Raw genomic sequence first — 12,053 nt, forward strand, 5'->3', positions numbered from 1 at the left:
CACGTGGTTCTCGCTCTACACGATCTACCGCCTGGTCACCGACGAGTCGTGAGTCAGAACCCGGACGCAGGCGCAGATCCGCCTTCCGAGCACCCGACTACGAGCGCGCCCGCTGGGGACACCCCCACCGTGCGTCGTGGTAGCGGTGACGCAGCCGTCGCGGACGCCATCGAGCGTTCCAAGACGACGGCGTCGCGGAACATCCCGCAGCTTCCGGACCTTCCGCTGCCCGAGGACACCGCAAATCTGCGCCTCGGCCCGGATCTGAACAACGAACTCCTCGCAGTACTGCCCCTCGTGGGTGTGTGGCGCGGTGAAGGGGAAGGCCACGACCCCGACACAGGCGACTACCCCTTCGGGCAGCAGATCATCGTCTCCCACAACGGTGGCAACTACCTCAAGTGGGAATCCCAGACCTGGGTTCTCGACGCCGACGGCGAATACGTGCGCCCCGACCTCCACGAGACCGGCTTCTGGCGGATCAGCGGAGACGGCATTCCCGGCAGCACCAACGAGGAAGTCGTCGAACTCCTCCTCGCCCACAGCTCCGGCATCGTCGAACTGTTCTACGGCCAGGCCCTCACCCAGTCGTCGTGGGAACTCGCGACCGACGTCGTGATCCGCAGCACCTCCGGTGTTCTCGTGGGCGGCGCCAAGCGCCTCTACGGCATCGTCGAGGGCGGCGACCTCGCGTACGTCGAGGAACGCATCATCGCCGACGGCGAGCTGCGCCCCCACCTCTCCGCGCGGCTGTCCCGCTACGTTGGCTAGCGCCCGTGAGTACTTATTAACCACGGGCGGTTAACAAGTACTCACGGCTCGGGTTATCCACAACCTGAGGTTCATCCACAGGTCAGTTGAAAACGGCCTGTTTCGGGCGAATCCTGTCGGTCGGCGTGCGCACCGTCGCGTTCATGACGACTGCGACGATCGACTTCAGGCCCGACTTCCAACGCGTCCTCGACTATCAGCACGGCCTCGTCACGGCCCGGCAACTGCGCGGACTGGGTATCTCGACCCGGCAGATTCAGCACATGGTGGAGTCCGGCCAGTGGTCGGCGGTTCTGCACGGCGTCTATGCCGTCACGAACGGTCCGCTCGACCGGCCGATGACGCTGTGGGCGGCGCTGTTGTTCGGCGGTTCCCGAGCAATTCTCAGCCATCGGACCGCGGCCGAGGAATGGGGGCTGATGCCCATCGATCCGGACGGGCCGATTCACGTCACCGTGCCCTACGGGTTGTCCGCGGAACCGCAGGGACCGACGTATCGGAAGGTCGGCCGGCGATCCGACCGTCCTGTTCCCCGCGAGGGCGATCTCCTCCACCCCGGGGTCGTGGTGCACCGGTCCCGGGCGCACGCACACATCCTCGTCCCGACGCTTCAGCCTCGAACGTCGCGGGCAGATACCGTCGTCGATCTCGCCGTCGCTGAGCCGTCCGCGGTGGCGGCCGCACGAGTCCTCGTGTCATTGGTCACCGGCAGCGACATTCCGGTGCACGAAGTGCTTCGACGGATCGAGCAACGTCCACCGCGCAGATACCGCAAGGCGCTCACCGACGCGCTGACGTTCGTTTCCGGCGGAGTCCAGTCGATTCTCGAGCACCGGTACGCCGTCGACGTCGAACTCGCGCACGGACTACCGGCCGCCCGACGACAGTCGCCCGTTCTCGTCGACGGAAGAACCCTCTACGAGGACGTGGACTACTCGGACAGCGGCGTTCCGCTCCTCGTGCGGCTGGACGGACTGCGGTACCACTCGTCGCGGTCGGTGGCGCTGCGTGATCGTCGTCGCGGCAACGCGGCGGAACTCGCCGGCAGGGCGACGCTGGTCTACGGCTGGGAGGAGGTGACGCGGCGCTCGTGCGACGTCGCGGCCGAGGTCCGGACGGTTCTCGAGCGGGGCGGTTGGAGTGGGCCGAACCCGTGCCCGCGCTGCCGTGAGTACTTGTTAACGTCGGGCGGTTAAGAAGTACTCACGGGCGCGGAGTGCACAACGGCCCCCGAGCCTTCCGGTGCTGGTGCACCGGGCCCGATCTGGACCAGACCGGGGGCTCGGGGGCCGGGTAGCTGCCTGGGATTCGCTCGCCGCTCGCGCGGTCAGTGAATTCCGTCAGCGGTAGCGGCTAGCTGGCAGCCACCTCACGTGTCCGTCTGTCATTCAATTTCAGACCACCTCCTTCCTCGTGTACTGAAGAAAGTACGCCGCACTCACGGAGTCGGCAACGCATTTTCGCTCTCAGCTTTCTCGACCCGTATCACCAGGTCAGCACTGGTATCCTCCGGAAGCTGGTGAGTGACCACCACGACGGTGCGCTGCGGCGACACCAGTCCGCCGTCGCGCGCGAGCAGTCGCCGGAGCAGGTCGGCGCCCGCGTCGGCGTCGAGGTGCTCGGTCGGTTCGTCCAGCAGCAGCACCCGGGCGGACGACAGCAGCGCCCTGGCGAGGAGCAGTCGGCGACGCTGTCCGCCGGACACCGCCCTGGCACCACCGGCGAGGGCCGTGTGCACGCCGTCCGGCAGACCCGACACCCATCCCCCGAGCCCGACGCACTCCAGGACGGTCAGCGCCTCCGCTTCCTCGAGGTCGCCGCGCGCCACCCGCAGATTCTCGAGCACGGACGTGTCGAAGAGGTGCGCGTCCTCCGCGAAGAATCCGACGTTCCGGCGCAGAGACTCGGATCTGACCTGGTGCAGGTCGAGCCCGTCCACCTGGACCGTCCCCGACACCGGTGGGAGCAACCCGGCCAGGGTCATCAGGGTGGTCGTCTTCCCGGACCCGCTGCCGCCGACGATCGCGACTCGGAAGCCGGGCCGCAGGTCGAGGTCGAGCGGGGCGGTGACCTGTCCTCCGGGCCAGCCGCACCGCAGGTCCTTCGCGACGACCTCGGCGGGTCCGTCCAGCTCCCGGTCGCCGGGGTGCGGATCCGCGACGGCGGCGTCGAGCACGGCGAGTATGCGGCGCGACGCGATCCGGGCCCGGGTCAGTGCGACCGCCGCGGCGGGCAGCGCGGCCGTGGCTTCGAACGCGGACAGCGGCAGGAGCACCAGGATGCCCATCGCCATCGGGCTCATGGTCCCCGACGAGTACAGGCCCATGCCGATGAGCAGCGACGCGATCACGCTGACGCCCACCGCGAGTGGTGTGGCGGCGTCCGCGAACGCGCTGGGTGCGGCGGCGCGATCGGTGGCCTCGACCGCGGCGTGTTCGGCGGCGACGGCCCGCGACACGGTCCGGTCGAGGCGACCTGCGACGCGGAGTTCCGCGGCGTGATCGAGCGCCGTGACGGCGTCTTCGCTGAACCGTGCCCGCGCGTCGGCACCGGACGTCTCGGCCAGGCGGGCGGCCCGCGCGGACAACCAGGGCGCCGCGACCCCCGACACCGCGAGCGCGACTGCGAGCACGAGCGCCGAGGCGGGCGAGATCACCGCGAGGATGCCGACGGCGGCCACGGCGAGGACGACGGACACGGCAATGGGGACGAGCGCGCGCACGACGACGTCACCGAGGGTGTCGACATCGGCCCCGGTGCGGGCGAGCAGTTCGCCGCGGCGCAGGCCGGCGGCGGCTGCGGGGTCGCCGTCGGCCAGCCGCTGGTACAGCTGGGTGCGGGCGGACGTGGTCCCGCGCAGGGCGGTGTCGTGGGTGGCGAGCCGCTCGAGGTAGCGGAAGACGCCGCGGGAGATGCCCAGCGCCCGCACCGCCACGACGGCCACGCTGAGGTCCAGGACGGGCGGCATCTGCCACGCCCTCGTGATCAACCACGCCGACAGCGCCGCCAGCGCGAGCGCACTACCCAGCGTGGCGACGCCGGCGGCGACGGCCCGCACCACCCGTCCCGGTTGCAGGTCGAGGAGCGGCAGTGCCCGGATCAGCGGGTCACGCGACATCGGCGCTCACCTCGATCACCCGGTCGGCGGCCGCGAGCACGGTCGGCCGGTGCCCCACGACCACGACCGTCCGGCCGGCGGCGGCCAGGCTCCGCAGGGAATCGAGCACGGTCCGCTCCGACGCGTCGTCGAGGTGTGCGGTGGGTTCGTCGAGCACCAGGACCGGACGCCGGGTGGCCAGCACGCGGGTCAGCGCGAGCCGCTGCCGCTGACCGAGCGACAGTCCCGTTCCACCCGATCCGACGCGCGTGGACCAGCCGTCGGGGAGTTCGGCGAGGACCTCGTCGAAACCCGTGGCTGCACAAGCCTGTTCGAGGTCGACGACTTCGCCGATGAGCCGAAGGTTCTCGTCCAGCGTGCCGGGAACGAGGACGGGGTGCTGCGGGAGCCACTCCACCTGCGCCCACCACGCGGACCGGTCGAGCGAACTCACGGCGGCGCCTGCCACGCGTACCTCCCCCTGCTCGGGTTCGACGAGGCCGAGGAGTGCCTGCACCGCAGTCGATTTCCCGGAACCGTTGGGCCCGGTCAGCACGGTCACCGCGCCGGGTTCGAGGGTCCCGGTCAGTCCGTGCGGCGCCAGGCCGTGCCGCGACGCGACGTCGACGCCGTCGAATTCGAGACGCGCCCCGGCCGCATCCACCACGACCACACCGTCGGCGGCGTCGTCGGGACGATCGGTATCGATGACGGCGAAGGCCCGGCTCGCGGCGGCCATTCCGTCCTCGGCGGCGTGGAACTGGGTTCCGACCATCCGCAGCGGAAGGTACACCTCGGGCGCGAGAATCAGCGCCACGATCCCCGCTTCGAGACCCATCTCCCCGTACACCAGCCGCAGTCCGATGCTGACGGCGACGAGCGCGACGCACAGCGTAGCCAGCAGTTCCAGCACCATCGACGACAGGAACGCCACCCGCAGCGCCGACATCGTGGTGCGGCGGTGGGCGTCGCCGAGTTCGCGCACCCGCGTCGCCGGGCCCTGTTCGCGGCCCAGCGCGCAGAGTGTGGGCAGGCCGGCCAGGAGGTCGAGCAGCTGGGAGGACAGTGTGGTCATCGCGGTCAGCGTCTTGGCGGCCTTGCCCTTGGTGAGCAGACCGATGAGGATCATGAAGACCGGGATGAGCGGCAGCGTGACGAAGATGATCGCCGCCGACGTCAGATCCTGAAACGTGATGACCGCGAGCGTCGCCGGAGTGAGCGTTGCCGCGAGAACCAGAGCCGGAAGATACCCGGTCAGGTACGGCACGAGACCGTCGATTCCGCGGGTGAGCACGGTCGCGATCTCGTCCCGCCGCGGATCGAGTTCGCGTGGTCGCAGGCGGGTGGCGACGCCGAGGACCTCCCCCTTCAGCTCCGCCACGACCCGCGTGGCGGACCGGTGCGCGAACCGGGACTGCAGCCAGGTGCCGAGCACTCGCACTCCGACCGCGGCGGCGAGGACCACCAGTTCGGTGGACCACCGGCCGACGTCGGTGTCGTCGTCGACGATGACCCCACCGAGCACCCGGCCGATCATCAGCGCCGACACGATGACCATCGCGACGTTGACCACCGACAGCGCGACGGTGAGGACGAGGTACCCGCGGGCCGCCGCGGAGTAGCGCCAGAGGCGGGGATCGACGGGACGCCGGGATCCTCGCTCCCCGCCCGGGCGCTCGTCGGCCGGGCGGGGTGCGTCGCCTACCGCTGTGCTCATCTGCGCCCGAGCGGGAGACCGATCGACGGCGGGATGTGCTTGGTCGAGATCCGTTGGCGGAACACCCAGTACGTCCAGCCCTGGTAGATCAGCACCACCGGGGTGAGGAAGGCGGCGGCCCACGTCATCACCTTCAGCGTGTACGGACTCGACGAGGCGTTGTCGATGGTCAGGTTGTACGCGGCGTCCAGCGTGGACGGCATGACGTTGGGGAACAGCGAGCCGAACAGCAGCGCCACGGTGGCGATGACCGCGATGGACGTGAGCAGGAACGCCCAACCCTCACGTTCGGCGCGGGTGAACGCGACCACCCCGAGGAGTGCGGCGGCGGCGATCGCAACGAGGATCCATGTCCAGCCCTTGCCGTGCGCCAACTGCGTCCACAGCACGAACGCGCCTGCCACCGGAACGGCCGGGATCGCCAGCCGGGACGCCAGTTCGACGGCGTCCGTGCGGACTTCGTCGGCCGTCTTCAGCGCGAGGAACACCGCGCCGTGCAGGGCGAACACGAGCGCTGTCGTCAGACCACCCAGCAGCGCATAGGGATTGAGCAGATCGAAGAGGCTCGAGGTGACCTGCTTGTCGGCGTCGATGTCGACGCCCCGAACGATGTTCGCGAACGCGACACCCCACAGCACGGCGGGCACCCAGGACCCGAAGACGATGCCCCAGTCGCATCGCCTGCGCCAGGTGTCGTCGTCGATCTTGCCGCGGTATTCGATGGCGCAGATCCGGACGATGAGCGCGACGAGAATGATCAGCAGCGGCAGATAGAAGCCGGAGAACAGGGTGGCGTACCACTCCGGGAACGCGGCGAACAGCGCGCCGCCGCCGGTGATGAGCCACACCTCGTTGCCGTCCCACACGGGCCCGATGGTGTTGAGCACCACCCGCCGTCGCGTGTCTCCGTTCGGGTCCTTGCGCCTGCCCAGCACCGGCATCAGCATGCCGACACCGAAATCGAATCCTTCGAGGACGAAGTACCCGATGAAGAGCACCGCGATCAGGATGAACCACACTTCTTGAAGTCCCATGACCGTCTCCCCTAGTACGCGAACGAGAGTTGCTCGGGCTTGCCCGGTTCTTCGGGCTCGTCGTGGTCGTCACCCGGTGGATGCGCGTCGTGTTCGAGTGGTCCCTCGATCGTGTAGCGGCGGATCAGCGTGAACCACACGACGGCCAGCGCCCCGTAGACCACCGTGAACGTGATCAGTGAGACCCAGACGGTCCACGGGGAGTGATTCGAGACGCCCTGGTCGACAGTGAGTCTGATCATGTCGACACCGGTCGGGTTGGGTGCCACGACCCACGGCTGGCGGCCCATTTCGGTGAACACCCAGCCCGCGCTGTTCCCGAGGAACGGCGTCGGGATGACGGCGATGGACAACCAGCCGAACCACTTCTTGTCCGGGACACGGCCGCCGCGGGTCATCCACAGACCGACCACGGCGAGCAGCGCCGACCCTGCGGCCCAGCCGATCATCGCGCGGAACGTCCAGTAGGTGACGAACAGGTTGGGCTTGTAGTTGCCGGGCCCGTACATCTCCTCGTAGCGGGCCTGGATCTCGGTGACGCCCTCGACGGTGGAGTCGAAGGTGCCGTCCGCCAGGAACGAGGTGAGCCCGGGAATCTTGATGAGCTGGGTGATGCTCTCGCAGTTGTTCTGGGTGCCGACGGTGAGGATCGAGAAGTCGGCACCGGTTTCGGTGTGGCACAGCGATTCGGCCGATGCCATCTTCATGGGTTGCTGTTCGAACATCAGCTTGCCCTGGATGTCGCCGGTGATCGCGAGTCCGATGCCCGCGGCGACCATCACCCACAGCGCGAGGATGGTGACCGGACGGAACATCGTCCGTGCGGTCTCCTCGTGCTTCTTCGCCACTTCGGGTTCGGTGGCTTCCTTCGATTTGCGCATGCTGCGCACCATCCACCAGCCGCCGACGCCGGCCACGAATGTTCCTGCCGTGAGGAATGCTCCGGCCACGACGTGCGGGAAGGCTGCGAGCGCTGTGTTGTTGGTGAGCAGTTCCCAGATGCTGGTGAGTTCCGCGCGCCCGGTCTCGGGGTTGTAGACGGCCCCGACCGGGTGCTGCATGAACGAGTTGGCGGTGATGATGAAGTACGCGGACGCGTTCACCCCGATCGCGACGAGCCAGATGGTGGCGAGGTGGACGAGCTTGGGCAGCCGTCCCCAGCCGAAGATCCAGAGGCCGAGGAACGTCGACTCGAGGAAGAAGGCGACCAGGCCCTCGAGAGCGAGGGGTGCACCGAAGACGTCACCGACGAAGCGTGAGTACTCGCTCCAGTTCATCCCGAACTGGAATTCCTGCACGATGCCGGTGGCCACGCCGAGCGCGAAGTTGATCAGGAAGAGCTTCCCGAAGAATTTGGTGAGCCGATACCAGTGATCCTTTCCGGTGACCACCCACATCGTCTGCATGACGGCGATCAGCGGGGCGAGCCCGATCGTCAGCGGAACGAGGATGAAGTGATAGACGGTGGTTATGCCGAACTGCCACCGGGAGACATCCAAGGCATCCATGGCTACTCCGAAACTGGGCCCGTAGGACAGGCTTCAGGGCCGGAGCGTGGGCTTCCGCCCGACCCTTGAAAACAACGTACTGCGGGGTCGTTTCCCCCGCAGGACTTTGCTACTACGAAATGTAGTAGACCTGTCAAGCCTCCGCGGACTCGGCACCCACCGCCTCGACCGCGAGGTCGACTAGCTCCACGATCTCGTCGGCGAGCGGCGCGTCGGGCAGGGCAAGGCCGTCGATCTTGCGCACGCGCGCGGCCATGGTGACGCTGGAGATGAGCCAAACGCCTTCCGCCGTAATGAGATCCGCCGGACGCAGAGACGCGTACTCGCAGCGGAACCCCTTGCCGGAGGCGACCTCGAAGAGCGCCTGCTGCGTGGTGCCGGGCAGGATTCCGTGCTCCGGCGGCGGCGTGAGGAGCGTCTTCTCGCGGGCGATGACCACCGTGGAACGTGGCCCTTCCAACACATTGCCCTCACTACTGACGAAGATCACATCGTCGGCGCCGAACGTGGCCGCGTACCGCAGCGCCGCCATGTTCGTCGCATATGACAAGGTCTTCGCCCCGAGTAGCTGCCACGGCGCACTCGCCGACAGATCCACCGAATACCCGCGGGCCAGTGTGAGTACCGACACTCCGTCGCGTCGTGCCTCCAGGATCCGCTCGGACACCGGCCCGACGGTGACGAAGGCGGTCGCGTCGCCACCGGACTCCCGGCCGCGGCTGAGCACGAGTCGCATCGCGCCCTCCCGCTCGGACCCCCACTCCTCGACGGCCAGCTCGAGGGCCAGGCGCCACTCGTCCAGGTCCTGAATGGGCAATCCGAGGGCGCGCGCCGACGCGACGAGACGGGTGAGGTGTGGCTCGACCTTCAGTGCGCGACCGCCGCGCACCAACAGCGTCTCGAAGACACCGTCGCCGCGCACGACCGCCAGATCGTCCGCGTACAGCAGCGGGGCATCCGCGTCCCGCACCTCGTGGTCCAGCGTCACCAGCACTCGATCAGACATGACACCCAGACTATCGACCCTGCTGACCGCCACCTGTGGTCCATGGTCCCTAGACTGGGTTCGTGGTCGACAAACTGCCCGTCTCACCCAGTCCACTCGTCACGGCCCCAGGCGCGGTCCCTGCGCCGGAAGGCTCTCCCGACGCCGGCGTCGCCTGGCATCACGGCGATCCCCTCGGCGAACAACGCAGCGCCGAACGTTCCGCGGTGGTGGTCGACCGTTCCCACCGGTTCGTCATCGCGATCAGCGGACCCGAACGACTCACCTGGCTGCACACCATCTCGAGCCAGCACGTCGCCGCACTCCCCGACGGCGCGAGCGCCGAGAACCTCAGCCTCGACGTCAACGGCCGCGTCGAGCATCACTTCGTCCAGACCGATCTGGACGGCGTCACCTGGATCGACACCGAGGCCGACCGCGGACCCGACCTCCTGTCGTTCCTCACCAAGATGGTGTTCTGGTCCAAGGCCGAACCCCGTGAGGGCAACGAACTCGCGGTCCTCAGCGTCATCGGCCCCGACGCCGTGACGGTCCTCGACGCGGCCGGTGTCGTGGCGCCCGCCGAGCCGTACGCCGCCGCCGCGGTGCCCGGAGGCGGGTTCGTCCGCCGCATGCCGTGGCCGACCGCCGACTCCTTCGACCTGCTGATCCCCAGGGAAGGGCTCGCGACGTGGTGGGGCCGGCTCACCGCCGCCGGCGCCGCTCCCGCCGGAACCTGGGCGTTCGAGGCACTCCGGGTGGCCGCCGGACGGCCCCGGATCGGACTCGACACCGACGAGCGCACCATCCCGCACGAGGTCCGCTGGATCGGCGGTCCCGCCGAACACGGCGCCGTCCACCTCGAGAAGGGCTGCTACCGCGGCCAGGAGACGGTGGCCCGCGTCCACAATCTCGGCAAACCGCCCCGTCACCTCGTCCTGCTGCACCTCGACGGCAGCGCCGACGCCCTTCCCGAACCCGGCGACCCGGTAACGGCGGGAGGACGTGCGGTCGGACGGATCGGCACGGTGATCGACCACCACGAACTCGGACCCATCGCGCTGGCCCTCGTCAAACGGTCGATCCCCACCGACACCGAATTGGTGGTCGGCTCGTGCGCCGCCTCGATCGACCCCGACTCCGTGCCCGCGGACGACACCGTCCAGGCAGGTCGCGCCGCCGTCGACCGGCTCCGGGGCCGATGAGCGAGGCGACCGCGACGGCCGGCGAGGTCCTGGCCGTCTGCGTGCTGCACACCGAACGGGACAGCGGCACCCGACGGGTGACCCGGACGGCGATCGACAAGCGCCCCGTCGACGGCCCCGTGCGCGTCACGACCGCCGGACTGGTCGGCGACCGCGTCTGCGACACCGAATACCACGGTGGCCCGTTCAAGGCCGTCTACGCCTACCAGGAGGACGAGGCGCAGCGCTGGGCGTCGGAACTCTGCCGCGAACTGCCCCCGGGATGGTTCGGCGAGAACCTCCGCGTCGACGGGATCGCCGCGACCGACGCCGTGATCGGCGAGCGCTGGCGGATCGGCACCACCGAACTGGAGGTGACCAGCCCGCGGACACCGTGCGGCACGTTCGGCGTCTGGGCCGCCGAGCCCCGGTGGGTCAAGCGGTTCTCCGAACGCGCGGACACAGGCGCGTACCTGCGGGTAGTGACGGAGGGGTCGGTCACCGCCGGCGACGCCGTCCAGCGCATCCACGTCCCCGGCCACGGTGTCACCGTGCGCGATCTGTTCACCGGCCGCGACCCGGAACGGTTCGTGGCGCTGCTCGAACAGCAGGAGAACCTCTCTCCGACCGTCGCGGACAAGGCCCGCCGACGGATCGCCGGACTGGAAGTGCAGGTCACGTATTGAGCATCGAACTGGTCGAGGTCGTTCGTTCCGGATTCCGCGAGTGCGTCCACCGCGGTTCCGCGGTGATCCTCCGCGCGGACGGCGAGATCGCGCTCACCCTCGGCGAGGTGCACACACCGATCTACCCGCGGTCGTCGAACAAGCCGTGGCAGGCCGTGACGATGCTGCGGAACGGTTTCGAACCGTCCAGTTCCGAAGAACTCGCGATCGCGACCGCATCCCACGAGGGCGAGTCGGACCACATCGAACTCGTCGAACGGCTACTCGCCCGGTACGGCCTCGACGAGGACCGGCTCCGCTGCCCCGCCGATCTGCCCTCCAACGAACTCGCCCGGGCCGAACTGCTGGCCGCCGGCGAGCTCCCCCGCCCGGTGTACATGAACTGCTCCGGCAAGCACGCGGCGATGCTCGCCACCTGCCTGGCCAACGACTGGCCGTTGGACAGCTACCTCGAGCCGACGCATCCGCTGCAACTCGCGGTCGTCGAGACGCTCGGATCGATCAGCGGCGACGTCGACGCCGAGCTCGGCATCGACGGATGCGGGCTGCCGATCGTCCCGCTGTCGCTGACGCATCTGGCGCGCGCGTTCGCCCGGCTCGTCACCGCCGAGCCCGACTCCCCCGAGCTCGCCGTCGCCGACGCCATCCGCGAACACCCCTACCTCGTCTCCGGCACCGGCAAGGACGACGCGCGGCTGATGCCGGTCGTGCCAGGACTGCTGTCCAAGGCGGGCGCCGACGGTGTCTACGCCGGCGCGCTTCCGGACGGCTCGGCGTTCGCGCTGAAGATCGACGACGGCCACGAACGGGCCCGGTTACCCCTCGCCGCAGCACTTCTCCACAGGATGGGCGCCGAGTGGACCGGGGATCTGGCGGCCCTCGCGTCGCAGCCCGTGCTCGGCGGCGGCGTCCGAGTGGGGACGGTCCGGGCAATTCCGGGAGTCTTCTGAAAGCGAAATACCGGCATCGGGGCAGCTCGCGAGCCCGGTGAGACTAAACCGACACCGCTTCGGGGTGTGGATGGAAGCGCGAGGGACTTTTCCACGCTAGAGTGTGGGGCAGGAACTTACA

At 69.0% G+C, this 12,053-nt stretch carries 10 protein-coding genes; 5 read left to right on the top strand and 5 right to left on the bottom strand.

Features of this window, described 5'->3' with window-relative positions; translation table 11 throughout:
• Positions 1 to 48 precede the first annotated feature (48 nt).
• Positions 49 to 771 carry an FABP family protein gene (locus tag OYT95_RS12390; RefSeq protein WP_005244359.1) on the top strand — a complete coding sequence of 241 codons (723 nt, stop codon included), beginning with the start codon at positions 49 to 51 and terminating at the stop codon, positions 769 to 771.
• 86 nt (positions 772 to 857) lie between these two features.
• Complete coding sequence (locus tag OYT95_RS12395; RefSeq protein ID WP_268791569.1) at positions 858 to 1,967, top strand: type IV toxin-antitoxin system AbiEi family antitoxin domain-containing protein; 1,110 nt, start codon at positions 858 to 860, stop codon at positions 1,965 to 1,967.
• 242 nt (positions 1,968 to 2,209) lie between these two features.
• On the opposite strand, the gene cydC is transcribed toward OYT95_RS12395, so the two are convergent.
• The 5 genes from cydC to OYT95_RS12420 all read right to left on the bottom strand — a co-directional run bounded on the left by cydC (position 2,210) and on the right by OYT95_RS12420 (position 9,133).
• Positions 2,210 to 3,889, bottom strand: coding sequence for a thiol reductant ABC exporter subunit CydC (cydC, locus tag OYT95_RS12400; RefSeq protein WP_268791570.1), 1,680 nt, complete (start codon positions 3,887 to 3,889; stop codon positions 2,210 to 2,212).
• On the bottom strand, positions 3,879 to 5,585 hold the full coding sequence (gene cydD, locus OYT95_RS12405) for a thiol reductant ABC exporter subunit CydD (protein ID WP_268791571.1): 1,707 nt from the start codon (positions 5,583 to 5,585) through the stop codon (positions 3,879 to 3,881). Before cydD ends, cydC begins: the two co-directional genes overlap by 11 nt.
• Positions 5,582 to 6,619, bottom strand: a complete 1,038-nt coding sequence (cydB, locus tag OYT95_RS12410) for a cytochrome d ubiquinol oxidase subunit II (protein WP_009477911.1) — start codon at positions 6,617 to 6,619, stop codon at positions 5,582 to 5,584. The genes cydD and cydB overlap by 4 nt, the downstream gene beginning before the upstream one ends.
• Before the next feature lie 11 nt (positions 6,620 to 6,630).
• The gene (locus tag OYT95_RS12415; protein WP_112301227.1) at positions 6,631 to 8,127 is read right to left on the bottom strand and encodes a cytochrome ubiquinol oxidase subunit I; all 1,497 of its coding nucleotides are present in this window, start codon (positions 8,125 to 8,127) and stop codon (positions 6,631 to 6,633) included.
• Between the two features lie 133 nt (positions 8,128 to 8,260).
• Positions 8,261 to 9,133, bottom strand: a complete 873-nt coding sequence (locus tag OYT95_RS12420; protein WP_112301228.1) for an aminodeoxychorismate lyase — start codon at positions 9,131 to 9,133, stop codon at positions 8,261 to 8,263.
• Between the two features lie 62 nt (positions 9,134 to 9,195).
• On the opposite strand from OYT95_RS12420, the gene ygfZ reads away from it, so the two are divergent.
• The 3 genes from ygfZ to OYT95_RS12435 are packed head-to-tail and all read left to right on the top strand — an operon-like array spanning position 9,196 to position 11,932.
• Positions 9,196 to 10,317, top strand: coding sequence for a CAF17-like 4Fe-4S cluster assembly/insertion protein YgfZ (gene ygfZ / locus OYT95_RS12425; RefSeq protein ID WP_128639923.1), 1,122 nt, complete (start codon positions 9,196 to 9,198; stop codon positions 10,315 to 10,317).
• The gene (locus OYT95_RS12430) at positions 10,314 to 10,982 is read left to right on the top strand and encodes an MOSC domain-containing protein (RefSeq protein WP_268791572.1); all 669 of its coding nucleotides are present in this window, start codon (positions 10,314 to 10,316) and stop codon (positions 10,980 to 10,982) included. Before ygfZ ends, OYT95_RS12430 begins: the two co-directional genes overlap by 4 nt.
• Positions 10,979 to 11,932 (top strand): asparaginase, encoded by a 954-nt coding sequence (locus tag OYT95_RS12435; RefSeq protein WP_268791573.1) that lies wholly within the window; start codon positions 10,979 to 10,981, stop codon positions 11,930 to 11,932. The genes OYT95_RS12430 and OYT95_RS12435 overlap by 4 nt, the downstream gene beginning before the upstream one ends.
• Positions 11,933 to 12,053: the final 121 nt, after the last annotated feature.

Source organism: Rhodococcus sp. JS3073, from assembly GCF_026810085.1.
Classification (GTDB): Bacteria; Actinomycetota; Actinomycetes; order Mycobacteriales; family Mycobacteriaceae; genus Rhodococcus_F; species Rhodococcus_F wratislaviensis.

What these genes read in the sequence shown, in the direction of transcription:
- cydC (WP_268791570.1), bottom strand. Translation starts at nt 3,889, where the DNA reads ATGTCGCGTGACCCGCTGATCCGGGCACTGCCGCTCCTCGACCTGCAA.
- cydD (WP_268791571.1), bottom strand. Translation starts at nt 5,585, where the DNA reads ATGAGCACAGCGGTAGGCGACGCACCCCGCCCGGCCGACGAGCGCCCG.
- cydB (WP_009477911.1), bottom strand. Translation starts at nt 6,619, where the DNA reads ATGGGACTTCAAGAAGTGTGGTTCATCCTGATCGCGGTGCTCTTCATC.
- OYT95_RS12415 (WP_112301227.1), bottom strand. Translation starts at nt 8,127, where the DNA reads ATGGATGCCTTGGATGTCTCCCGGTGGCAGTTCGGCATAACCACCGTC.
- OYT95_RS12420 (WP_112301228.1), bottom strand. Translation starts at nt 9,133, where the DNA reads ATGTCTGATCGAGTGCTGGTGACGCTGGACCACGAGGTGCGGGACGCG.
- OYT95_RS12430 (WP_268791572.1), top strand. Translation starts at nt 10,314, where the DNA reads ATGAGCGAGGCGACCGCGACGGCCGGCGAGGTCCTGGCCGTCTGCGTG.